29 protein-coding genes are annotated in these 23,169 nt (G+C 38.9%); 16 read left to right on the top strand and 13 right to left on the bottom strand.

Features of this window, described 5'->3' with window-relative positions; all coding sequences use genetic code 11:
* The first annotated feature begins 39 nt into the window (after positions 1–39).
* The 16 genes from FOC45_RS04730 (at position 40) to FOC45_RS04650 (ending at position 11,020) form a co-directional block, all read left to right on the top strand.
* Positions 40–852, top strand: a complete 813-nt coding sequence (locus FOC45_RS04730) for a metallophosphoesterase (RefSeq protein ID WP_034540202.1) — start codon at positions 40–42, stop codon at positions 850–852.
* Positions 853–1,227: 375 nt separating this feature from the next.
* Complete coding sequence (locus tag FOC45_RS04725; protein WP_009389128.1) at positions 1,228–1,971, top strand: hypothetical protein; 744 nt, start codon at positions 1,228–1,230, stop codon at positions 1,969–1,971.
* 116 nt (positions 1,972–2,087) lie between these two features.
* Positions 2,088–2,378, top strand: a complete 291-nt coding sequence (locus FOC45_RS04720) for a cyclic-phosphate processing receiver domain-containing protein (RefSeq protein WP_009389127.1) — start codon at positions 2,088–2,090, stop codon at positions 2,376–2,378.
* Between the two features lie 11 nt (positions 2,379–2,389).
* Positions 2,390–3,298: a YafY family protein gene (locus FOC45_RS04715; protein ID WP_009389126.1), complete on the top strand. Its 909-nt coding sequence runs from the start codon at positions 2,390–2,392 to the stop codon at positions 3,296–3,298.
* A 312-nt stretch (positions 3,299–3,610) separates the two neighbouring features.
* Positions 3,611–4,846, top strand: coding sequence for a site-specific integrase (locus FOC45_RS04710; protein WP_009389124.1), 1,236 nt, complete (start codon positions 3,611–3,613; stop codon positions 4,844–4,846).
* Between the two features lie 589 nt (positions 4,847–5,435).
* Positions 5,436–5,771 carry a hypothetical protein gene (locus tag FOC45_RS04700; protein ID WP_009389122.1) on the top strand — a complete coding sequence of 112 codons (336 nt, stop codon included), beginning with the start codon at positions 5,436–5,438 and terminating at the stop codon, positions 5,769–5,771.
* Positions 5,772–5,796: 25 nt separating this feature from the next.
* Positions 5,797–6,231, top strand: coding sequence for a single-stranded DNA-binding protein (locus FOC45_RS04695; protein WP_009389121.1), 435 nt, complete (start codon positions 5,797–5,799; stop codon positions 6,229–6,231).
* A gap of 29 nt (positions 6,232–6,260) precedes the next feature.
* A complete protein-coding gene (locus FOC45_RS04690) occupies positions 6,261–6,707 on the top strand; it encodes a hypothetical protein (protein WP_009389120.1) in 447 nt (148 codons plus the stop codon).
* Positions 6,704–6,910, top strand: a complete 207-nt coding sequence (locus FOC45_RS04685) for a hypothetical protein (RefSeq protein ID WP_009389119.1) — start codon at positions 6,704–6,706, stop codon at positions 6,908–6,910. Before FOC45_RS04690 ends, FOC45_RS04685 begins: the two co-directional genes overlap by 4 nt.
* A gap of 6 nt (positions 6,911–6,916) precedes the next feature.
* Positions 6,917–7,150, top strand: coding sequence for a hypothetical protein (locus FOC45_RS04680; protein WP_009389118.1), 234 nt, complete (start codon positions 6,917–6,919; stop codon positions 7,148–7,150).
* Between the two features lie 17 nt (positions 7,151–7,167).
* A complete protein-coding gene (locus FOC45_RS04675; protein WP_009389117.1) occupies positions 7,168–7,383 on the top strand; it encodes a hypothetical protein in 216 nt (71 codons plus the stop codon).
* Between the two features lie 49 nt (positions 7,384–7,432).
* Entirely contained in the window at positions 7,433–7,930 is a 498-nt protein-coding gene (locus FOC45_RS04670) for a PRTRC system protein E (protein WP_009389116.1), read from the top strand.
* A 26-nt stretch (positions 7,931–7,956) separates the two neighbouring features.
* Positions 7,957–8,175 (top strand): PRTRC system protein C, encoded by a 219-nt coding sequence (locus FOC45_RS04665; protein ID WP_009389114.1) that lies wholly within the window; start codon positions 7,957–7,959, stop codon positions 8,173–8,175.
* 100 nt (positions 8,176–8,275) lie between these two features.
* Positions 8,276–9,439, top strand: coding sequence for a hypothetical protein (locus tag FOC45_RS04660; protein WP_009389112.1), 1,164 nt, complete (start codon positions 8,276–8,278; stop codon positions 9,437–9,439).
* A gap of 1 nt (position 9,440) precedes the next feature.
* Positions 9,441–10,163: a PRTRC system protein B gene (locus tag FOC45_RS04655; RefSeq protein WP_009389110.1), complete on the top strand. Its 723-nt coding sequence runs from the start codon at positions 9,441–9,443 to the stop codon at positions 10,161–10,163.
* A gap of 2 nt (positions 10,164–10,165) precedes the next feature.
* A complete protein-coding gene (locus FOC45_RS04650; RefSeq protein ID WP_009389109.1) occupies positions 10,166–11,020 on the top strand; it encodes a PRTRC system ThiF family protein in 855 nt (284 codons plus the stop codon).
* A gap of 224 nt (positions 11,021–11,244) precedes the next feature.
* Here FOC45_RS04650 and FOC45_RS04645 read toward each other — a convergent pair whose 3' ends face one another.
* The 13 genes from FOC45_RS04645 to FOC45_RS04585 all read right to left on the bottom strand — a co-directional run bounded on the left by FOC45_RS04645 (position 11,245) and on the right by FOC45_RS04585 (position 23,169).
* Positions 11,245–11,526 carry a helix-turn-helix domain-containing protein gene (locus tag FOC45_RS04645; RefSeq protein ID WP_009389104.1) on the bottom strand — a complete coding sequence of 94 codons (282 nt, stop codon included), beginning with the start codon at positions 11,524–11,526 and terminating at the stop codon, positions 11,245–11,247.
* The gene (locus FOC45_RS04640; protein WP_016419923.1) at positions 11,523–11,807 is read right to left on the bottom strand and encodes a helix-turn-helix domain-containing protein; all 285 of its coding nucleotides are present in this window, start codon (positions 11,805–11,807) and stop codon (positions 11,523–11,525) included. Before FOC45_RS04640 ends, FOC45_RS04645 begins: the two co-directional genes overlap by 4 nt.
* 86 nt (positions 11,808–11,893) lie before the next feature.
* Positions 11,894–14,242, bottom strand: coding sequence for a hypothetical protein (locus FOC45_RS04635; RefSeq protein ID WP_009389101.1), 2,349 nt, complete (start codon positions 14,240–14,242; stop codon positions 11,894–11,896).
* Between the two features lie 66 nt (positions 14,243–14,308).
* Positions 14,309–14,740 carry a TraQ conjugal transfer family protein gene (locus FOC45_RS04630; protein WP_009389100.1) on the bottom strand — a complete coding sequence of 144 codons (432 nt, stop codon included), beginning with the start codon at positions 14,738–14,740 and terminating at the stop codon, positions 14,309–14,311.
* A 19-nt stretch (positions 14,741–14,759) separates the two neighbouring features.
* The gene (locus FOC45_RS04625; RefSeq protein WP_231121908.1) at positions 14,760–15,329 is read right to left on the bottom strand and encodes a conjugal transfer protein TraO; all 570 of its coding nucleotides are present in this window, start codon (positions 15,327–15,329) and stop codon (positions 14,760–14,762) included.
* A 5-nt stretch (positions 15,330–15,334) separates the two neighbouring features.
* Entirely contained in the window at positions 15,335–16,246 is a 912-nt protein-coding gene (gene traN, locus FOC45_RS04620) for a conjugative transposon protein TraN (RefSeq protein WP_084063425.1), read from the bottom strand.
* A gap of 101 nt (positions 16,247–16,347) precedes the next feature.
* Entirely contained in the window at positions 16,348–17,754 is a 1,407-nt protein-coding gene (traM, locus tag FOC45_RS04615) for a conjugative transposon protein TraM (protein ID WP_009389097.1), read from the bottom strand.
* Positions 17,717–18,022, bottom strand: coding sequence for a hypothetical protein (locus FOC45_RS04610; protein ID WP_009389096.1), 306 nt, complete (start codon positions 18,020–18,022; stop codon positions 17,717–17,719). Before FOC45_RS04610 ends, traM begins: the two co-directional genes overlap by 38 nt.
* The gene (traK, locus tag FOC45_RS04605) at positions 18,019–18,642 is read right to left on the bottom strand and encodes a conjugative transposon protein TraK (RefSeq protein WP_009389087.1); all 624 of its coding nucleotides are present in this window, start codon (positions 18,640–18,642) and stop codon (positions 18,019–18,021) included. Before traK ends, FOC45_RS04610 begins: the two co-directional genes overlap by 4 nt.
* 29 nt (positions 18,643–18,671) lie before the next feature.
* On the bottom strand, positions 18,672–19,658 hold the full coding sequence (traJ, locus tag FOC45_RS04600) for a conjugative transposon protein TraJ (RefSeq protein ID WP_009389084.1): 987 nt from the start codon (positions 19,656–19,658) through the stop codon (positions 18,672–18,674).
* Between the two features lie 11 nt (positions 19,659–19,669).
* Positions 19,670–20,299 (bottom strand): DUF4141 domain-containing protein, encoded by a 630-nt coding sequence (locus FOC45_RS04595; RefSeq protein WP_009389083.1) that lies wholly within the window; start codon positions 20,297–20,299, stop codon positions 19,670–19,672.
* Positions 20,300–20,339: 40 nt separating this feature from the next.
* Positions 20,340–22,829: a TraG family conjugative transposon ATPase gene (locus FOC45_RS04590; protein WP_009389081.1), complete on the bottom strand. Its 2,490-nt coding sequence runs from the start codon at positions 22,827–22,829 to the stop codon at positions 20,340–20,342.
* Positions 22,819–23,169, bottom strand: coding sequence for a DUF4133 domain-containing protein (locus FOC45_RS04585; RefSeq protein WP_009389079.1), 351 nt, complete (start codon positions 23,167–23,169; stop codon positions 22,819–22,821). The genes FOC45_RS04590 and FOC45_RS04585 overlap by 11 nt, the downstream gene beginning before the upstream one ends.

Below are 23,169 nucleotides of genomic sequence, written 5' to 3'. Positions count from 1 at the left end.
ACTTTTATTATCTTTGCTGCAATTAAAAAATTAACAAAAATGAAAATACAATACTGTTCGGACTTACACCTTGAATTTGAGGATAATTTAAACTTTTTAAGTAATTACCCTATAAAACGGGTGGGTGATATTCTTATCATCGCTGGTGACCTTGTTCCTTTTGTAAATCTTTCTAAAGCCCTCTATAAAAGTGAAATAGCTGACCTTTGCAAGGGTTTTGAGAAAGTATTTTGGTTGCCAGGTAACCACGAGTATTACCTCTATACGCACCACTACGCCAGCAGTCGCTGTGAGCAGCCCCTGAAAGAAGTGCCTAACCTCTACTTGGTAGATAACTATAGCGAGCGTATAGGCAGCACTCAGCTGATACTCAGCACGATGTGGAGCCATATCAGCAAAAAGAACGAGAAAGCTATAAAGTACGGAATGAATGATTTCCGCTATATTACTGTGCTAAACCCCGCTAAAGGAGGTGAGATAGATTCTTTGGAAATAGCTGATTTTAACTATTTTAACAAAGAAGCGGTGCATTTCTTGAAGAAAGAAGTAAAAAAAGCGGCTAAAGCCAAGCAAGCTGGCGAGATAGAGCGTATATTGGTCGCCACCCATTACGTACCCACCAAAGAGCATTACCCTGAAATATACTTAGACAGTCCGCTAAATGAAGCTTTTGCGCAAGACCTTGCCGATTTTATCGTCTCAAACCCTATAGATTATTGGATTTATGGGCATCACCATTTTAACCAACCCGACTTTAAGGTAGGTAACACCCAGCTACTCACCAACCAATTAGGCTACGTAATGCGAGATGAACACGAAGGGTTTGACTGGGAACGATGGGTGGAGGTGTAAAAAAATATTGTTATCGGACGTAGCCTGTCCACTTTGTGCTATATCTTTGCGGCTGAAAAAGGAAAAATAAAACTTTTTTTAGCAAAAAGGGATATATATCCGGAAAAGATTTGTATATTTGTCGCAAATTAAAAAGTATACGAGTATTTGAGATAGACATACAAACAAATATAACGATATAGCGTTTCGCTTTGATTTTCCTGTTCTGGAATACGACCAAACATTTCAATAACACAAGGAAAGCAAATGCCGAGATGCCTGCCTTATAAGCGCAGGTATTCCTTTTTGCTTTTGTGTTAGCCTTTGATCGGGCTCCAGACGAAGTAATAGGAAGCCTGCGCTTGATGTGTTTTTAAAATATTTAAATTTATATATATGGAATTAAAAGAAAAAACTATTGCCATGGAACAATCATTACATAAGGTTTTAAAACCTTTTTACAAAGAACTTCTTGAACAATTATCAAAAGAAGATAAAGAAACAACAAGTCCTTTTTGCATAGAATGGGGAAAGAATTTTCCTACAGATTCATTTAGCGGGTTACTTTTTATAGGAAGAGCTACAAATGGCTGGGGAACAGATTCTACAGAAAGTGTTGATGTTTTGTTCGATGGTGATAATGAATCACGAGGATTTGCTCATCCCAATCAGATGAGTTGGTTGGAAAATCATCCTTCTTATAATTGGCAACGCTCTGCTTTTTGGCGAGTAGTATCTAACGTTTCTCAAAGCTATACACAAGGAGAATGGTTTAATGGAATTGCTTGGACTAATTTATATAAAATAGCTCCTTATGATGGTGGTAATCCTTCTAATAGATTGTGTTACGAACAGCTTCCTATCTGCCAGAAAATACTGAAAAACGAGATTGAAATACTTTCTCCAAAGTTTGTAATCTTACTTACTGGTGAGAATTGGGCGAAAGATTTTCTACCTTATTTGAATGGTGAGAAAGAATGCAACCCAATTAGTACAATAGAGTGGGGTAAAAACAATGAATACCTCATCAATTTGTATAACTTTAATGGAGTTTATTTCTTACAAACAGAACACCCTCAAGGAAAAGATGAAGAAAGTCATATCAATGCGATTGTATCAATAATTGAGAAATATAAATAATAGCCCCCTCCCCACTCGTAAAAAAGTGGGGAGTTTTTTTGTAGAAAAAAATATAGTCGGTCATAGTTTGTCCATTTTGTTTTATATCTTTGCCGTGTAATTTTTAAAGTAATACAATGAATCTTTACTTAGATGACCTACGTACTACTCCTGAGGGGTTTGAACGGGTGTATAGTTACGAGGAATTTGTAGCTTATCTTCAGCGGCATGGGTTGCCTGATTTTATCTCGTTTGACCACGATTTGGGCGAGGGGCTTTCGGGCTATGATTGTGCTAAATATTTGGTGGATTATTGCTTAGACCATCAGTTGCCTTTGCCCAAGTTTGTAGTGCACAGTCAAAACCCTGTAGGTAAGGCGAATATAGAACAAGTATTAGCAAATTTTAAAAAGAATATAGAATTTTAATAAATAAAACTATGGCTAAAAAAGAACAATTATTGCGATTGGTGCATATCGTAAAAACTCTTGAAAAGGCTCCTGAAGGGGGACTTAGCTATCAGGAGCTATACGACCACCTAAAACAAAAACACGAGGATAAAGATTGTGAGAACTTTAGCTTCTCAGAGAAAACTTTTCAGCGGGATAGGCATCTGTTAGAAGATATTTTTATGATTTATATTGCGCCTAATGGTAAGGGGCGATGGGTGATTGAAGAAAGCGAACTAACAAACCGGTATGCTATTTTTGACAATATTTTATTAGTAGATGCTTACCGTCGCACTAAAGAGATGCAAGAGGTGCTACTATTTGAACGACAAGAGAAAACACTAGGCTTAAACCATATTGAAGATATTATTGAGGCTATAGAAAAACATTGTACTGTGCGGTTTTTCTACACCAAATTTTGGGAAGGGGTAGCCCATCAGCGTGAAATGGTGCCCTATGCCTTAAAGGAACACAATAGGCGTTGGTATCTGATTGCCGCTGAGCACAAAGAACCTATGCAGTTTAAGGCTTTTGGTTTAGACCGTATTTCTCAATTGGAGATTACAACTACTAAAGTACAACGTAAAAAGGTGAATATAGAAGCCCTCTTTAAAAATACTTATGGGGTAATGATTGATACGGAAACACCTCCGCAAGAGGTTATTTTATCGTTTGACTACGAGCAAGGGCAGTATGTTAAAACCCTACCACTGCACCCCTCGCAAAAGCTATTAGAGGACAATGAAGATGAGGTTCGTATCAGCTTGCAGCTCGTTCCTACTTACAATTTTGTGATGGAAATATGCGCCCGCAGTCAGTATGTGAAAGTGCTTGCTCCTGCTACATTGGCTGAAGAGGTGAAAGAACATCTAAAAAAAGCATATGAGCAGTATTTGTAAAATTTAGTCATTTGTAATTTGTCATTTGTAATTATTTTGTATCTTTGCAAAAAAGCTATTTTAAAAAGTAAAACTACAAAAAATAATATAATTAACTCAAACAAAGGGAATTACTTTTTTTGATAGGAAGATAAGAGAAGACAGAGACTTAGATGATTTGGACAGGTTTTTCCAAAATTAGGTTTCTAAATCATTACCTAATATCTTGAAAAATATTTTTTATTAACAGGTTATATTTCAGTGTTTTACACCTTTTTTCATCTTGTATAGTAACTTAATAAGAAGTACTTTCGCAAATTAAAAAATTAGAGTATGGAAAAAGTAAAACGCTCAACTTTTAAGGTATTGTTCTACCTTAAAAAGAACGCCCCAAAGAAGAATGGTAAGGTTGCTATTATGGGGCGTATTACCATTGACAATCAGGTAGCTCAGTTCAGTACCAAACTTGAAATCCTTCCACAGAAATGGGATTTGAAGTACGGAAGGGTAATAGGTAAAACAGAAGAAGCTACCCAACTCAACCACAAGTTAGAAGAAATTCGTTCACGTATCATTACTCATTACGAAGAGCTGATGAAGTACGAGGGGGTGGTTACTGCACAAAAACTAAAAACCACTTTTTTGGGTATAGGAGTAATAGAAGATTCCTTACTAAAAGTCTATGAGAAGTTCAAAGAAGATTTTGCCTTGATGGTAGAAAAAGGTGTCAGAAGTTGGAGAACACTCAATAAATACAAAAATGCATACACTCATTTGAGTGAGTTTATCCAATATAAATATCGCAAAAGCGATATCTCTTTCAAAGAGCTTACAGAAGACTTTATCAATGAGTTCGACTTCTATCTTAGAGTCAATAAAGCTCTTGCGCAGAACACCATTTGGGTATACATGATGCCCCTTTGTAAAATGGTAGAAATAGCCATAGACAAAGGCATTATCCATCGCAATCCATTTAAGAACTACACTAACTCTATGGAAGAGAAAGACAGAGGTTATTTACTTAGAGAGGAAGTAGAAACCCTTCTGCAATATCACCCTAAGAGTGCTTCTATTGAATTAGTACGAGACCTATTTGTGTTTAGTTGCTTTACAGGCTTCTCTTACATTGACATCAAACAACTTAAAAAAAGTCACTTACAATCGTTCTTTGACGGCAACAAATGGCTTATCAAACGCCGTCAGAAATCTGATGTACCCTGTAATGTTCGTCTATTAGATATAGCCGAGAAAATTATTGAAAAATATGAGGGTACGACTCGTACAGAGGCACTATTTCCTACACCCTCCAATGCTAATTGCAACCTCCTGATTAAAAAGATGATGAAAGATTGTAACATCATTCGTGAAAAACCTATCTCCTTTCACTGGGCACGCCATACCTTTGGTACTCTATTCTTAACAGAAGGGGTTCCCTTGGAAAGTGTTAGCAAGATGATGGGACATAAGAATATCAAAACTACCCAGATTTATGCTAAAATCACCAATGAGAAAATTAGCAAGGATATGGAAATTGCTGCCGAACGATTAAAAAACTTAAAGATAGGATAACTAACAAATTTCTTCTTAGAATTAAAATCCATTGATAACATTTCAAAAAGAGATGTGTCAATGGATTTTTTTGTTGCCTTACAGAAAGCTATTAGAAGAAAAAAAGACTTCAACAAATAAGGAAAAGGGTATTCGTTTGTCACAAATAGAAATACGTCATTAAGACTTACCTATTTTCCCTGTTTTAAACACTTAAGGCACGTAATGGCGGTTCGTTGTTCGAGTGCAAAGGTATTTCTGTGTTATTAACGCTTCTTGCAAGGTCAAGCCCGATGGGTTTTCAAAAAAATCTCCAGCCCTTGTCCGTTGTCCTGCGGGTAGTATTTTTTTGAAAAACCTTGCAGAAGCTAAACACAGACCTTTTATGGCACTCGAAACGAAACCAGCTCATTCCGACCTTTAAGCGAATAAAAAAAATGTCAAATATGAGAAAAATGCCGCTTCTTACAGATTGTTTTTTAAAACGAATACCGCTTTTCCTCCCATTGTCGAATAAAAAATTTCAAAAAGACAACCTAAAAGCCGAAAATCGTGCGTATCGTGTCCAAACAAGCCGTAAAGCAGTATAAAACTCCTAAAATGCAACAAGATGAAAAAAGAACCCTGTATTGCAACCAAATTTGTGTCTCACGAAATAAGCCCCTTAGAACATCTGAAAGACTGCCAAGTCTATCAGCTCCGTGTAAAACTCAATAGTGGTGAGAAACTCACCCGAACAGAGAAAAATTGGATTACTCAAGCGGTCAATAGTAACTGCTTTTTTAGAAATGCTATCCCCTTATTGGGCTACCGATTTGATTTTTCCGATGTGCTGAAAAAGTTCATCGTAAAGCAGTATAATACTTGGTATGAATACTATGCTATCGACCGCACCAGCCTCCGTGCCTATCTTTATGGGCGCATAGACCAAATAGTAGAAATTTAGTAACCTAATAACAAACAGAACGCTTATGAATATCGTAGGAAGACTTACCGAAAATGCACAAGTGCAAACCCTATCAAATGGCAAACAAGTCGTTAATTTCTCTGTAGCAGTGAACGACAATTACCGAAACAAAGCAGGTGAAAACGTACAACAAACCTCCTTTTTTGACTGTGCTTATTGGCTCAGTACGGGGGTTGCTCCGTACCTTACCAAAGGCACATTGGTTGAATTGGAAGGACGAGTATCGGCAAGAGCGTGGCTCAATCGTGAGGGAGAACCTCAAGCAGGCTTGAACTTTCACACCTCCAAAATCAAATTCCACTTTAGCAAGAAAGCAGAAGTAACACCTAATACCTCTGCAAGTGAGACAAATAACGCAAATGCCATAACACCTTTGCCAAAGCCCCAAGTCACAGCAGAGCAAGTAGCAGAGGAAGACGAGGACGATTTGCCTTTCTAAATGTATAACCCTTTAAAATTGAACGAAAAATGAATATCAGCAAAACACCTACAACACACCTTTTGGTGCGTGCCTATACCAATAGCGAATGGGATAGTTGCGACTTTGCCCTTATCAGCCTTACCAAGCAATGGCTTGAGAAAGTGAAAAATGTAGCCCAACAAGTATCTACCCTAAAGAGCGACCCCGATTTTGTAAACCTTAGTTTCTATGAGGCAAGAACCGACTTTTATACCCTCAGCGATGAGGAACAGCCCGATTTATCCTTTTTGGAAGAACGTACTTGGGCTTTTGTGGAACTCACTGAGGAGGAATTAGCCTCTTTCAATACGCCTGAAAGTCGTTTAGAAATCTACCGAAGCGTATTTACCCGATACGATGATTTCTATATAAAAGCCTATGGAAAATACTCCTCCGATGAGTATTGGACGGACGACATTCGTTTTGATGAACTTTTTAAAAACTTTGAAAAATGATAATAACAGACCTCAATGGCGCACCTATAGAGGTAACCGACCTTGATAAAGCCTTAGCGCAAGCCGATAGCTTTAGAGGCTATAAGCATACTGACAATACCCACAAAGCGTTAGATAAGAAGCTAAAAGCCTATTGGCAGGACTTATATATTAAACTAAAGCAACTCAAAGAAGCCCAGAACTCAACCCTTAATAAAACCTAACAGCCTATGGAAAGCGTTTACTTAGTCTATAAAACCGATAGCTGGCACTATATGAGTAGCCGTGTCCTTATGCAAGTATGCACAAGCAAATACAAAGCAATCGAAGTGATAAAAGCCTATTGCAAGCGGTACAAGCTACCCTTTACCCAAGACGACCTAACCAACTTGCAATGGTACGACCAAACCCAATGTAGCAAAAGAAGCATTGAGTTTGAGATAGAACCCCAAGAAGTAGTTTAACCTAAAAGAGTATCCTAATGAACACACTCAAACAACCCCTAACAACCGACACCCAAGCCCTGTCCTATATAGGGATAATCATCCGAACTTTTGAGCCACTGCACTTTATGAACCTTAGTGACCAAGACCGAGAGGCAACCCTCAAAGCCCGACAAGCCTTAGAAGCTATCGTAAAGGCAAACGGCTACACAGTGAGTTATCGCACTGAAAACACTATTAAAAAAGCCCCTTAAAAGATAAGAATATAAAAACAGAAGTATCAATTTAAAAACGAAGTATCCAATGGAAACCCATTTTTTCAATCAAATTGCTCAGTTAGCCATACAAGGCAAACTGCACTTAGTCATAACTCAAGAAGCAAATAGCCAGCTTGTTGTATCGGTATTGCTTGAGAATGAACAATGTTCAGACCCTGCCAAGCACCTTTTGCCTCCCTTAGTACTTAGAGGTACAGCCGAAGAATTAGATGCAGGCTTTTTTCAAAGCATCACCCAACCCTTAGAAGAAACCTCCTCTCTGCTTGTAAATATGGAGCAGTACATCGAGGCGCAAAAGCAAGCCCAAAGGCAATCAGCTATGGAGAAAGAAAAAGCCGAGAAACAACAAAAGAAATACGAAGAGGCTATGAAAAAAGTAGCTGATTTAGAAGCACAGGGCAAGTACCGAGAAGCGTGGTCAAAACTACCTCCTCCCGATGAGTTCCCTAACTATGCCGATAAAATCCGCAAAAAAAGGTCAGAACTATCCACACACTTTGCCCCTACCTTGTTTGAAGAATAAGTATTAACCCCTAAAAAAGTATTGTTATGCTCATAGCTACCCAACTGAAAAGAATGTTTGTCTTTGAAGAAAACCGACAAACTATTCACCTTGCTGACCCTAATCCATCGTGGTCAGTAGAGCAAGTCAAGAATTTTTACAGCACCCATTACCCCCTGCTCACCAATGCCAAAGCAGGCACACCTTACGTAGAGGGAGACAGCATTGTCTATCCCCTACAAATCACAATGGGTACGAAAGGCTAAATCTCTACTAATTCTAAAGCTATGAGCCTTGTAAAACAGCTTAAAACAAGGCTTATAGCTAAAATTAAAAACGTTATCAAAAACTAAAAACAAGCTAAAAATGTATGCAACAGCAACCCCAACAAAACCTCGCACCTATACAAAGCGAAGCACAGAGAGAACTCTACCGCAGGTTAAGAGAGTTTTCCAAAGCAGTCCAACGCTCCAAAGACCGCTCACAGATACGTCAAGAACAGCAACAAGTAGCCCCGAAAACTCTTTTGCCAATGGTTTTTTAAAGACGACCTTTCCTCCTAAAGTGTATCACTCAAGCAAGCACATCATTTTTAGTGGAGAGGAGCAAGCACAGCTAAAAACCACTCTCAAGTGTTCCCTCGCTCAAATGGCAGACCATTACGGCTTTACTCCCTTTCCCATAGAGCAGTACGACCTTTCTTGCGGGATTGCCTTAGCCCTTTCTTACAGCCAAGAGCAAATCAAAAAGAGAGATACCAAAGGTACTTTCTGTGAACTAAAAGTATTGAAAGCCCCCAATAGCGATGCTTTTTTCTCTTGCGAAGAACGTTTTTATTTGCCCAACGAAGTGTTTTTTGTCCCTCTGCAACCGCTTTATAGACTTCTGAAAGTACATAAAAACAAACCACTTTATGAACTATTTTTATCGGTATATGCCTACCTAAACCAACGTGCTTTTATAGCAAACTATGTACAAGAAGATTGTTTTGTGGCTTATGCCTATGAAATGTTGCAAGATTGTATTAGCCAAGACTATGAAGAAATAGCAGAAAGAGACCACCTCCTGCACCTTTTAAAGCAGGCACAACAAATAGGTACTATTCTTTCCAAAAAGATACGCAACCCTTGCCATTTAGACTTTTTTCAAAGGCGTATAGACCGCTTTATTCCTAAGAATGATTTAGAAGCCGAATGCCTTGCCCTCTCACAAGCCTTTTATACCTTGTGGCAGGATTTTCCTAACCACTCTATCTATACCCATTTGCACATAGCAGAGGACTATGAGCAAGGTGAAGAGGAACTTTTTGAGGTAGAGAAATACCTATCTTTTGTCTATGAAGACCAAAGCGACCTATTCCATACCTATCTTTTAGATTGGCTCAATGGAGAATACTCCCAATGTAGTGAGATAGAACTCCCTACCATTTACAAACATTTCAACAGCACAACACCCCTTGCTAACTTTGATTTTGAACAGCGTTTCTTTCCTCTCTTAACCAAACTTATAACCCTTTTAAACCGCATTTAAAATGAAATACACAGACCTCACCCCAGAAGTAGGGGAAGTATATCGCCCTACATCAGCACTTGTTTTTTACGAAGATAGTAACCGCTACAACCCACAGAGTTATGTAGAGTACTTACACCTTGATAGCAATGGTAACCCTACAAGCGCACAACCGCTTACCCTCGACCAAGCGCAAGCACTTGCCAAAACGCTCACCTGCCAAAAAGAGCAAGTACAAGCCTTTCTAATCCCTAAAGGTATTATCCCCCGCAGGGTGCTCCATCTATCCCATAAAGGCGAGGGGCAGGCTGTTTGGTACTCTAAAGCACAAAAAAAGCAGTTGTTTTTTGCTTCCTCCCTTGCTATAGAAAACAAAGAAGTAAGTCTACCTCCTCTATTGTGGAAAGCTACCCCCAAGAGCCTTTGGATATATGCCTTAGCCAAAAACCAAAAGCCACACCTTAATACATCTCTGTGCTATGCGCCTTTTTTCAACGTTTATGAAAATGGTAATGTGTGTATGGGGTCAGTGCAGGTAAATGAGCGTAAAGCCTCTTGCTTAGAAGACTTTATCACCCAATGGGAAGATTATTTTTTCAACAGCTATTTTTCTCATCAATTAGGCTCATACCCTATAACCAAAATACCCTTAATAACCCTTTGGCAAGAACTCACTCAAAGTAATAAGTCTTTTCCTTGCGAACTGCTCAATCCCAATCACCTCACCTTACAACAAATTCTATAACAATGAAACAAACCCTAAACACCTCAAACACCCTCAACCCTTTCATCACCTCAGTCCAAGCACACAAAGAGCGGGTACATTTTACTGATACAGCTTTACTCAATGCTACCAATCCTATTAAAGTACATCTGATAGGAGCAGGAGGCACAGGCTCGCAAGTAGCCACTGCTTTAGCACGTATCAACCACGCTTTGGTTGCTTTAGGACACGTAGGGTTATCGGTAACCCTTTGGGATAACGACCTTGTAAGTCCTGCCAATCTCGGCAGACAACTCTTTTCAGCTTGTGAGTTAGGAATGTACAAATCCACTGCTCTAATAAGCCGTATCAATCGCTTTTTTGGTATAGATTGGAGAGCGCAAACACAGCTATTCAGCACTGAGACCTTTCTCTCTGATGAAGAAACAATGAGAGGAAGCATTTACCTTTCGTGTGTAGATAGTGCAAAGGCACGCTTTGACATTGGAGAGGTGCTCACCCATTTAGAACGAGCCCATCACTACCACAACAACCCTAAGTATTGGTTAGATTTTGGCAACAGCACCCATTCAGGGCAAGTGATTTTAGGTACTTTACAAGCCATTGAGCAACCTCATAGTGATACCTTTATCCCTATAGACACCCTGCCTACTATTACACAAGCCTTTGGAGAACTATTAACGCAAGCCGAGCAGAATGACAATACCCCAAGTTGCTCCCTTGCCGAAGCCTTAACCAAGCAAGATTTGTTCATCAACGCCACCCTTTCACAAATGGGAAGCACCCTACTTTGGAACTTGTTCAGAGAAGGACTCACTCCTTACAGAGGTTTTTTCCTCAACCTCAAAGACTTTCGTACACAACCCTTATTGGTTTAATCCTTAATAAAAACACCTCTTAGAGTATTTCTAAGAGGTGTTTTTTATGATTGCTTATCTGTGTTACTGACTGCCTGTCGTGGCTTAAACTGCCTGCTGGTGCTACCAGCCTTCTTTTCTTTGAGAAAGAAAAGAAGCAAAAGAAAGACCTTACAGATAGATTTTTTGTTAGTTTAGGATAAAGAGAAGCCTTATAAGAAAGCCATTAAAGATAAAAAGAGGAGCTATTTCTTATAGTTAGCCTCCAAAATCTTTAGAATATCACTTTGTTTAAAGAGAATTTTACCACCAATTTGGATATAAGGGAATAGTCCATCATCACGGTATTGCTGTAGGGTTCTTTTGGTGATATGCAGCAGCTCACAGACTTCTTTTCCTGATAAGAATATCTCGCCCTCAAATACAGGTCGGAAGTTTTTAAGGATAAAGTCCATTTGTTCTTTTAGGTTCTCAAGCTGACTAAGGTAAGAGCCTAGTTCCTGGTGTGTTTCTGTGAGCAAGTTCATCGGGTTTGAAGGTTAGAGGTTAAAAGCTGTTCTACATCACTACGCTTAAAATAGTTCTTGCGGTGGATGCACGAGAAAGGCAAGAGTTTTTGGTCTTTATAATACTGCAGAGCACGCTTGCTAATGCCTAAAAGCAAACAAACCTCCTGAGAGTCCAACCACTTTTCTTTTTGCCAAATACCTTTGTAAGTATCCATTACCACTTGCAGAGAATTGTTGAGTTGCTGTACGTCTTTCTGTATCTGTTCAAAAACAGATTTTTCTATAACTACTACTTCCATTTGCATTATTTTGCGCAAAGGTAAAACAAAACAAGCCCACTTTTAGAAGTAGGCTTGTTTTGGAAGAGAAAGGAGGATTTTGGCTTTTACAAAGGTTCTAAATCAGATAATTTATTTTCAGTTCCTAATTCTTCAAATTCATTATTAATATTTATTTGAATAATTTTTCTATCCAATTTAAATTTTATATGCCCCAGAAAAAGTAATCCCAATAGGATTTGTAATTCATTTTCTTTCTGATAATAGTTTATATCATCAATCCATTTTTCTTTTATAGCTTCATTTTCTGGAAGATTGATATCTATTACTGTACCATATATATTCCATTCGTCACTAATCTTTTTTATTTGTGGTTCTTGCTTAACTTCTTTAGAAATATCTGCTATTTCTATATTAGGTAAATTAGATTTTTCTAAAATGAAAATAGTGTTTCTAAGGTCTGTTGCAGGTAAAGGAATCACTTTTTCTTTATACTGACTATTGTTTAATTTTTGGGAAGTATCATATCCAGCATTAAATATTATTATTACAATATCTTCTTCTTTATCATTAATAATTCTACCTATTCCCTCCAATAAATTATTGTTGTTTAACAAATAACTTTTAGTCTCTGCTCCTAAGAAACTATTGGGAATATATTTTTTAATTGAATACCTTGAAATAATATTAGCTAAATTACTATCATAATTCATACAAGGAATATCATCATCAACAAAACAAGATTTATTAAATAATACACTTTCTCCTGAGAAAGTAACCTTAAAATCAGTATCAAAATCTTCTGGATTATTAATTGGGAGATACTCTTCCAAACAATTCCCTAAGATTTCTTTAGATGATGCATAAAATTGTTCTATTTTCTTTTGAGATAATTCGGCTCTTTCCTTTCTATCTGATATATGTTCGTCAATAGATTGTTCAAGTTCAATTATAAATTTATCTATTTCAGAATATTTTAATTCGTAAGTATTCCACAACTCAAGTTGTTCTAAGGCTTCTTTATCTTCTAAAACCTTATTCAAACAGAACTTAAAATAAGTAATTGATTCTTTCCAATTATACAATTCCATTAAAGGTAAATCATTTAAATATGGTTGATTTGTAGTATTAGAATAGTATAGAGTTTTTAGTAATTTATATTGCCTAATAAACAATACACATAAATAACTACAAATCCAAAAAACAACTTGTCTATTTGTCCCTGCACTATCCAAATTTGGAAATTGATATCTATCATTACCTATAAAGAATTTGGGGATTTGTTTGTTTTCATTCCTAAAAAATTCTATCCAATCAAATATATCTCTCATTTTATAGGGTAAAAGCTTATAATCAGGAGGAGATTGTTGAGAATAAGAAAATATATATTTTAAAGCCTCATAATTCTTAGAATAGAGCAATAAACCTCCTACTGCATAATGAAATTCTAAGAATCTTTTACGTTCTTGTTCTCTTTCTTTAAATTCTTTTTTGTTAGACTTGTCAAAATTCAAGACAATTTCTTTTAGCTCCATCCAAAAATATTGATTAGAATGTGCCCAAAACTTACTTATGAAATCGCTTTTATTTCTCATTAATATCACATTATACCATAGACTATTATAAGTATCTTCTGATATTTTGATATTTTGAAAATCATTAGGAATTAATAATCCCCCGTTAATAGCACTATACCTAAGAGGTAAGTCCTTATAATTATTTTCGACACACTCATCAATTATACGACTAATCAATCCATAAAACTCTTTATCATAGTTTAATTCTTTATCTGTATTGTTATATTTCTCTCTATGCTTAGAATAAAAATTTAATATTTTACTTTTAATCAATCCATAAAAATTTAATATTTTACTTTTAGTCAATATCTCATAGTTTAATTCTTTATCAGTATTGTTATATTCCTTTCTATACTTGATAACATAGTTAAAATAGAAATCTAATAATTTCGTTTGCAAATCAATGTCTTTTGTATTAACAGCATATATAGCTATATCATTAATAGACATAAAAGTATATTCTTTAGTTTTTCCGTTGGAATTTTCATATCTTTTAATGATATAATCAAGTAAGCTATCTATATTGCTATTATATATAGAAATCTTTTTTATCCATTTGAAAAAGATAAATAGTAATAAAGCAGTTACTAAAGAAACTAATATGTTTGCAGAATTATTAATAAACCAATTATCCCAACCAAATAAAGGTTCAAATTTAAATATAAGAAAGAATAGAAGAAATAAAGAAAGGTACAATATCCATTGAAAAGAATTTTGATTAAAAAATCTCTCTTGTTTAAATAAAGCTATAATGTATTTTGAATGATACTTTTCTCCTATATTAGATATGTTGTTTAGAATTATAGGATATGCTGTTCCTAACAATATGATTATTAAAGGAACACAAATTTCTACAATGTTATTTACTGAGGGTTGCATCTTATTTTGTTTTATTTAAGACTGCAAAGCTACAAAAAAAATCCCGAATTAACGGGATTTTTCTTTTTATTCTTTCTTCACATTAAACTCAAAATCCAGTTTTTGTTCATTGCCGAAGGAGTCACTTATCCAAACGGAGAAAGACTGGTTAGCTTCTGAGGCTGAAGTGTAGTAAAGCCTAAACGCTCCTTTGGAGGTAAGAGGATAGATATCATTAACAAGTAAGACTTCTCCTTGTGAGGTGGTACGCAAACTACCTTTTCCCTCATACTGAAAGTAACGAATAAAATAGCGGTTCTCATCGTACTGGTAAGGAGAACGCAACTCACAACGTATTTCTACGGTATCGGTTTTACCTATGTTTTTAGGCACAGGCAATACCTTTACCTCAAAAGGAAAGTTTTGTTGTACGTCTAACTCTTTTTTACAAGAGGTGAATAGGGTCACACATAGCATTGCAATGAGTCCTATTACAATTTTCTGATTTATTTTCTTCATCGTATTGTCTTTTTAAAGGTTAAAACATATAACGCAGTCCTACAGTAGCACAGGGGCGCAGTAGCTCAAAGGAACTTCCCCACAAAGCCGCTACCTTGCCAGAGCAAAGTACTAAAAAATGATCACTTAGGTAAGTCTCTATCTGCAAGCCAATTTGTGCGCCATAGAGAAAATGGTTTTCATTCTTTATCAAAGCTCCATCAGGAAGGAGGCTTTTGCTATGATTGACTACCTCATAGCCCAAAAGAGCTTCTGCTCCCAAGTTCAAAGCCACCGTTTTACTGCTGTCACTGACTAAGGCAAAGCTATAGCCTCCTGCACCTATATACCTCTCAACGGGTATATTCAGACTCTTGTAAGGGTACAATCGCCTTTGATATTCAAGAGCAAAATGCTTGTAGTTACCCCTTTTAGCATTGATACTATAGCCCAACTGCACCCCAAAATCATCAGAAAAAGAGGAAGTAAAAGCCTCTGCAGGTGCAACCCAAGAGAGCGAGATACCTTTTTGCTTGGGTAACAATCGCTGTGCCTGGGCAATGAAGCCTCCTAAAAAGCACAGACAAATACAAGTGATAATTCTTAACATTGGCATTAGAATTTAAGGTTAAACTGTTCAATAGGGCGAGCGGCTATAATCTCCTCGTTGGTGATAAGGAACGATTGGTAACGAGAGCCGTTCTTTTCAAAGATTTCTACCCGCAAAACCTTGTCATCAGAGAGGGTGAGTTGGTCTAACATATACACCGAGCGAGCTTCTTTATGAGCCTTTAGTAGGGATATAGGTTGGTATACGCGCAAGGGCTCAATGGGCACTTCTTGTACAATGCTCTTTTTGGTGGTCTTCTTATCAATGATTTTAAAAGTGATAAAATCTACTTCAAAAGGCAGGTTAGAACGATTGGACAATTGCACATCTACATAGAGTTTGCTATTGTGTACATAGATGCCTTTTAGTAGCCACTGTATACCTGCATTCTCCGAACCTATATGCTTGATATAATTCTTCTTCTGATGGTAGATAGACGACATAATAATCTGTGCCACCGCAGGTGATTCCCAGCCTGTATCAGAGAAGAGAATATCCGATTTCACATTGTTGCCTTGGGGCATTCCTCTGCCAAAATCAATGGTAAGAGGTTGTGGCGTGGTGTGATAACTCACCTCAAAGCTATAAAAGCCTCCGTCTTGAGTGATGACCGATAGGTTGGTGCTATCGGTAAAGTCTGTTTTAGCTGCCTTTACCCTTAGTACATTCTCGGCATCTTTCACCTTGTCGGCTACTAAGTTTTCGCTTCCCAAATCCACATAGCGGATAGAAGCAGGAAAGATAAGATGGGTTGTTTGATCATAAGCCACCTGCAAAGGATAAGGCACTACCTTTCCTGATTGTGCTAAAAGTTCCTTTTTCTCAGTACTGAGAGTTGTGTTTTCCTTTGCCTCATTTTGGGCTTGCACGGTAACAGTAAGCATTGTTACCGATAAAAATAAGTGTAATTTACGCATAAATAAAATGATATTAAGTGTGTTTAATAGGTTGAAAAATAAATAATTGTGTTGTTTTGTGCTTTGTGCTTTGTTGTGTGTTTATGAGTTTGTCTGAAAGGCTATTTCTTAGAGATGAGTAGGAGCTGATAACCTGCTTTAACCCTTATGGAAGGCTGTGCAATCTTTTTAGAAAGATAGGACGTACCTCCTTGCACGACCCCTTTGCTCAGCTCAGAAACAATTTGGTCTTTGGCGGAAGAGCTAAAGGTAAAGCTACTCCCTGAACTTTTGCTCATTCCTGCTGCTATTTCTCTAAAGGCATTGGCATCGGAAGAAGCGGGCAGGTATAACCCTTGTTGCCCATCGATATCGTAGGCAGCTATAGAGACAGGAATCACTTTGCCCTTGTATTCTAAGGATTTTACGGTGAGTAACAATCTATCACCACTCACTTTAGCAGAGGCTGTAAGCAGCTCTCCTTTGGGAATAAGTATGCCTGCTACTCGTATAGGTTCTAAGAGTCTTAGCTGCACCCTTGAGTTTTCTCCTAATAGCTGCTCGATATGTGTACAAGCGCGAATGCTATTCTTTAGGATACTACCTTGTGGCTTAAAGCTCTCGCCATTGAAAAAAGTGGTCTGTTGCTCCTTTACCCATTCTTGCAGAGCCTCCTTCTCGGACTGCTTGCGGGGCAAACGACTGACGACCTTTTCCTCTGGGGTATAGACAGGAGCGATGTTTTTACTCTGTTCTGCATTGTCAGCTTCGCTACTATTGTTCCCCTCGCCCTCTTGTGAGCCTGCGCCCCCTATCATTGAAGGGTTTTGTTGTCCTTTAGGCAAATATCTTGAAGCCATTTCATAAGACTTTTCCATCAATGCCATTTGGGCATCTACAGAGGTAGGATCTTGCTTGTTGGAGAGTTGAGACTTGAGTGAGGCTATCTCTTCTTTGAGTCTTTGTTGCTCCTCGTAAGCACTATTGTCTTGGTAGAAACTGCCTAAAGTCTGGTGAATATCGCGATAAGACTGAGCAGAACGCTCAAAGGCATTAGGGGTAGCCTTGCGATAACGCGGAGTGGGTTCTTCTTCCTCCTCGATAGCTTCGGGATATTCCTCACCTTCGTCTTCCTGCCAATAATCAGACAGCGCATTGAGAGAGGCTTTTTTATCAGCTTCTTTTTCTTCTAAGAGGGCTTCTTCGTAGGCTTTTTCCTTATCAGAAGGCAAGAGGGTTTCGGTAGCTTGTGGTATTGCCTCATTGATACCTACTTGTGTTTGCTCTTGCTCACTTCCGCCACCAAAGAGTAGATACATACAAGCGAGGAAGATTATCCCCATTAGGGCATAGATGACAATTTTCTTGAGTTGTTGTTTTTTAGCAAGGGCTTTTTCCTCATTGCGCTCTTGGAGGGCTTTTTCCTCTTCTTCACTGACTAAGAAACTCGGTGTAGAAGAAGGAGCGTTAGCCTTATCTGAGGCAGGGGTATTACCGTTTTGCTCTGGAAGGGGTGTGTTCTTTTCCATTATTAAGTTGTTTAAAAATTAACGAATCCTTTTTTGGGGTATTTCCCTCTGTAGGTACAATAGCCTTGTTGTCAATATGCTGTATGGCAGGGGCTTCGCCTTGGTGGTACTCTTGGTAAGCGTGCCATAGTATAAAAAGAGTAAGTAGCGAGTAGACAGCAAAGGCTAAGAGTACCAAGCGTTTTCTTTGTGAGGGTGAAAGCCCCTGACAATAGCTTTGGGTTTGCTTTTTTAGAGAATGTATCTCTCTTTGGATTTTGGCGATCATCTCTCTACGGTTCTAAGGTCTTTGTTTTCTATTACATTGAACTGTTCGATGATAAATCCTTGAGGGTTGTTATCAGAACGCACGGAGTTAATCAACCTGCAGGAGGTAATAAGACTCCTTTCGGTGATGTTGCTAGCACGGGTGATGAACTGCTTGGCAAAGGTTTCTACCTGATAAGGATAGCTATTAAAGTTACAGCGCACGCTATCGATGACTACCCGTTGGAGGATATTGCCAGAGATGATGCGGTTGTAATAGCCTTTTTCAGCCAAATCTTTATAGTAGTTAAAGGCAGATTTATCAGCCATAAAGAAGGCACGTTTGGTATTGTCTTCAATTGCTTTCTTATCGGGGGCTAAGTTGAAGAAGAGTTCGTGAAACCTGCGCACGTGTTCTTTAGCTTCGACAGGGCGATTGATTTTCTCATCTTGAGAGAGTGCCAACATTAGTGATTTACCATTGTCTAACACATAGATTTTCTCGCGCTGTTTCTCGGCAAAGTAATAGGCATAGCCTACAGCGAAGATACTCACACCTGAGCAGAGCACAGCAAAGGCTATGGCATACATACGGATTTGTTTGAATCCGTTTTCGATGTTTCTAAAGATTTTAAATTCCATTAATTTTAGTATTCAATTAGACTTGTTTTTTACTTCATTAACCTACCTGTAATATTACCTGAAAGAGAGCCAGCTCCTGCACCTGCTATATTACCTGCATTGGAGGTAGCTTGGTTTACATTTCTACCATAATTACCCATACCTCCTGCTTGTATAATCCAACCTGCTACAGTAGGAATGGTAAAATAGCCTATGATACCAATGACCATAAAGATAATGTAGGCTGTGTTGGTAGTATCAGGAATGAAACTTGGGTCGGAGAGTTGTTCGATGTCTCGTTGTAAGATAAGGGATTGGATACGTGCTAAAATAGCACTAAACAAATCGGATACAGGAAGCCATAGATAGACACTTACATAACGGGTAACCCATTGTAGTAAGGTAGATTGAAATCCATCCCATACCGAAATGGCAAAGGCTATAGGTCCTAAAATAGACATCACCACAAGAAAGAAAGTGCGTATGGTGTCAATCACTAAAGCGGCTGCTTGAAAGAGCATTTCGAGTAGCTCACGAAACCACGATCGGATACTTTGCTTGAGGTCATACATCCCTCTTTCTATGTACATTCCTGCCATTACAGCCATATCTTCGGGCATCCAACCTAATTCATCAATCTTTTTGTCAAACTCTTCATCTGAGACGAGATAGGCAGTTTCGGGGTTGCGCAGCTGTGCCTCTCGCTCTAATCGGTCTTTTTGCTCTTGTAGTTTGTGTAAATCGAGTGTTTGTCCTTCTAAGATACTGTGGGTACCTGTTACCACAGGGCTTAACACTGTATTCATTGTTCCTAACACCAGAGTAGGGAAAAATATCACACACAGCCCTATGGCAAAGGGACGGAGCAAGGGATACACATCCACAGGTTCGGCACGGGCTAAAGCTTGCCATATACGCATTGCCACATAGAACAGTGCCCCTAAGCCTGCCAAGCCTTTGGCTATGGCAGACATCTGAGCTGTTAGGGGCATCATCTCATCGTATAAAGTACGAAGTATTTGGTGTAGATTTTCCATTTATCAGTTTTTTACCAGTATTTGAGTTCTGTTCCATAGAGTGAGAGTACCTTTTGCGCATCGTTTTGCTTCTTAGCACGTAGGTAGCTTACCGAGATGTTTTTCTGGGTGTAGTAGCGTACTAAATTATAGTACTCTTTCACCTCCTTATGCACCTTGTCGATAATGTCCATACGCTCTTTGTCGTTCATAGAGAGTGAGGAGCTATTGACGATTTGTTGCAGGTCTTTGAGCAGCTTAGAACTTTCCCCCAAGAGCTTGGAGTAGCCATTGGCAATAGCAGACAACTCTTGAGAGGAGAAGTTAGGGTCTTGGCTCATCTTCTTGAAGTTGGTTACATACATCTTGGAAATGTCGCCCACCAGTAGCACCGTTTCTTGTACTTTGCGGGCATCTTTTACCAAGTTATTTACCTTTTTCAGAGCATCGTAATACTCCTTGCCTTGGTTATAGAGCTTTTCCACCTCTCGGAAGTTGTTGAGCATATTCTTAGCCGTCGAGGAGGTTTGCACTATCTGCTGAGTAGTGTTGATAATGCTCTGGGCAAAATTAGTCGGGTCAGTTACTACCCATTGTGCGCTTAGTTTGGGGCTTGCCAGCATAGCTATAGCAAAAAGCCCCGTTAATAACATTTTCTTCATTGACTTTAATTATTATGATTTACGTATGATTATTAGTTTATTACAGTCCATTAGCCATTTGTACGATGGCTTTTTCCAAATTGCCGTCTAACTTCTCGGAGAGTTCCATCACTTGGTGTTTTTCGCTCTCTTCAGTGGTGTAGGCAAAGTATTCTTCTCGACTTACCTCTGTGGCGTACACCGCAGAGTGTGTGCCTCCTAAGCCTATCCACACTTCTTTGTATTTGCGACGAGAGTCGTTGGAGAGATTGATGGATAGGATTTGCGACTTCTCTTTCTCGGTAAGTCCTAACATCGCTTGGATAGCATCGAACTTGTTCATATACTTACGCTGGTCGAGCAATATCTTGCAATCGGAGTTGTTGATGATAGATTCCTTCACGATAGGTGAATGGATAATATCATCTACCTCTTGGGTTACAATCACTGCCTCTCCAAAGAACTTACGCACGGTTTTGAATAGGTACTTGATGTACTCCGCCATTCCTTCTTTGGCAATCGCTTTCCACGCTTCTTCGATGAGAATCATCTTGCGAATACCCTTCAGGCGTCTCATCTTGTTGATAAACACCTCCATAATGATGATCGTAACCACAGGAAAGAGTATGGGGTGGTCTTTAATCGCATCAATTTCAAAGACAATAAAGCGTTTGGAGAGCAGGTCTAACTCCTTGTCAGAATTGAGCAGATAGTCGTATTCACCTCCTTTGTAATAAGGCTCTAACACATTGAGGAAGTTAGCCAAGTCAAAGTCCTTTTCTCTTACCTGCTTCTCTTGTAATATAGCTCGGTAGTCATTCTTGATATACTCATAAAAGCCATTGAAAGAGGGCGTGTGCGAGGGATTGTCTTTTACCAATTGTAGGTAAAGGTTCACTGCATTGGAAAGGGCTACCTCTTCCGCACGTGTAGGAGGTTCATTGTCTCGCTTCCAAAGGGTGAGTATCAGTGTTTTGATACTCTCTCGCTTTTCAATGTCAAACACCCCATCATCGGTGTAGAAAGGGTTAAAGGCAATGGGATTGTCCTCGGTATAAGTAAAGTAAATCCCATCCTTTCCTTTAGTCTTATGGTGAATAAGCTCACAAACTCCTTGGTAAGAGTTCCCTGTATCTACTAAAACGATATGTGTTCCTTGTTCGTAATATTGCCTTACTAAGTGGTTCGTGAAGAAGGATTTGCCACTCCCCGAAGGTCCTAAGACGAACTTATTACGGTTGGTGATAATCCCTTTTTTCATAGGCTCATCAGAGATATCCAAATGGATAGGCTTGCCTGTGAGCCTGTCGGCCATCTTAATGCCAAAAGGACTGGAAGAACTTTGATAGTTGGTCTCCTGAGTGAAAAAGCACAAGGCAGGTTCTATAAACGTGTAGAAAGTCTCTTCACTGGGGAAGTCGGCTGCATTGCCAGCTATACCTGCCCAATAGAGAGTTGCCGTATCAATGGTGTTATGGCGAGGCTTGCACTCCATTGACGCTAAAGCGCTACCCACATCGTTTTTAATGCTCCTAAGCTCTTGTGGGTTGTCCGACCAAGCCATCACATTAAAGTGCGCTCTGATAGAGGAAAGTCCATAAGAGTGTGCCTCATTGAGGTATTGCTCTATCCACTCTTTATTGATTTGGTTGCTACGGCTGTATCTTGAAAGCGAGTGCATATTGCGTGCTGATTTCTCAAACTGTCTGAGATTTTCATCGGAATTGTCCAAGAACAGATATTGGTTGTAAATATGGTTACAACTCAGTAGCAAGCCCACAGGAGCTGCAAAGGATAAACGGCAATCGCTCTTATCGGTAGAGAGTCGCTCGTAACGGCTATCGGCTTGTACCTTAGAAGGCAAGTCTTCTGTATCTGATAAGGTATGCACACAGAGTCTTTGGTTACCAATGCGCATTTGCTCGGCGGAGAGACATATATCTTGCAGGCTCTCTTTCTCATCGGTGGAAAGGCTGAGATACTGCTCAAAGAGTCCCTTTTTGTGGGGAGTGCCTATATAGTCCTCTGTTTTGAGCTGACGGAGCTTTATCAAGTTAGAGTCGTTTAAAATACGCTCTAACTGTGCTACCGCTTCCAAAAATTGGGTGGCGTGTTCTCGGTTGGTGAGCTCCTTAGGCAAGAAGTTTCCTTTGCAAAGGGAGGAAAAGTTGCTTTGGGCTCTCATTCGATTTTTAGTGGTTTGGGTGATAAATAGATAGCATCTGTGATTTAAGAACGGACGTTCGTTAAAATGCTTTTCGTACGAATGAGAGAGAAAACTCAGGTTCTCACCTTGTAGTTCAGGTTCGTATTGTTCCTTGATAAACCAGTCCTGTTTGTGGATAACGGTATACTGTGGCAATACTTTGATAGCCTTATGCCAAAGTGAGTGGAGTATCTCATAGTCCTCACCCGAAATGGTAAAGAGCTCTGGGAGCTGCACCTCGAAGCCGACGCTGATGTCGGCTTCTTTGGTGAGCAAACAGTCTTGTTCTATGGCAAGAATAGGAAACTTACTCTCTAAGGTGTTGATTTTAGAACTATTTCTCATTGAGGGTTGTTTTAGGTTTAGGGTAACGAATAAATTGGCGTGGCGATCTTTGGTGGCGTAGGTATTTGGGGTGGCGTTTGCGAGCTGCTTGTTTCATCAGGCCGTGTTCACCGTATTTTTGGTTTAGTGAAAAAGTCTGCCAAACCACAAGGCTGACCATACTAACGCCTACCCCCAAGCATACAAAAGAATTGATTCCTACCGTGTAGAGGATCATCACCAAGATAAGCACCGAGAGCAGTCCCCCTGCAAAGATGAAGAGGTACTGCGCTTTGAGTCCTTTGAACTCTACACTTCTGCCGATGCCTTTGTTGATAGAATAGCTGTTTTTTGTCTCCAT

The organism is Capnocytophaga sp. FDAARGOS_737 (genome assembly GCF_009730375.1).
Taxonomy (GTDB): Bacteria; Bacteroidota; Bacteroidia; order Flavobacteriales; family Flavobacteriaceae; genus Capnocytophaga; species Capnocytophaga leadbetteri.
This window is presented reverse-complemented; position numbering and strand designations above follow the sequence as displayed.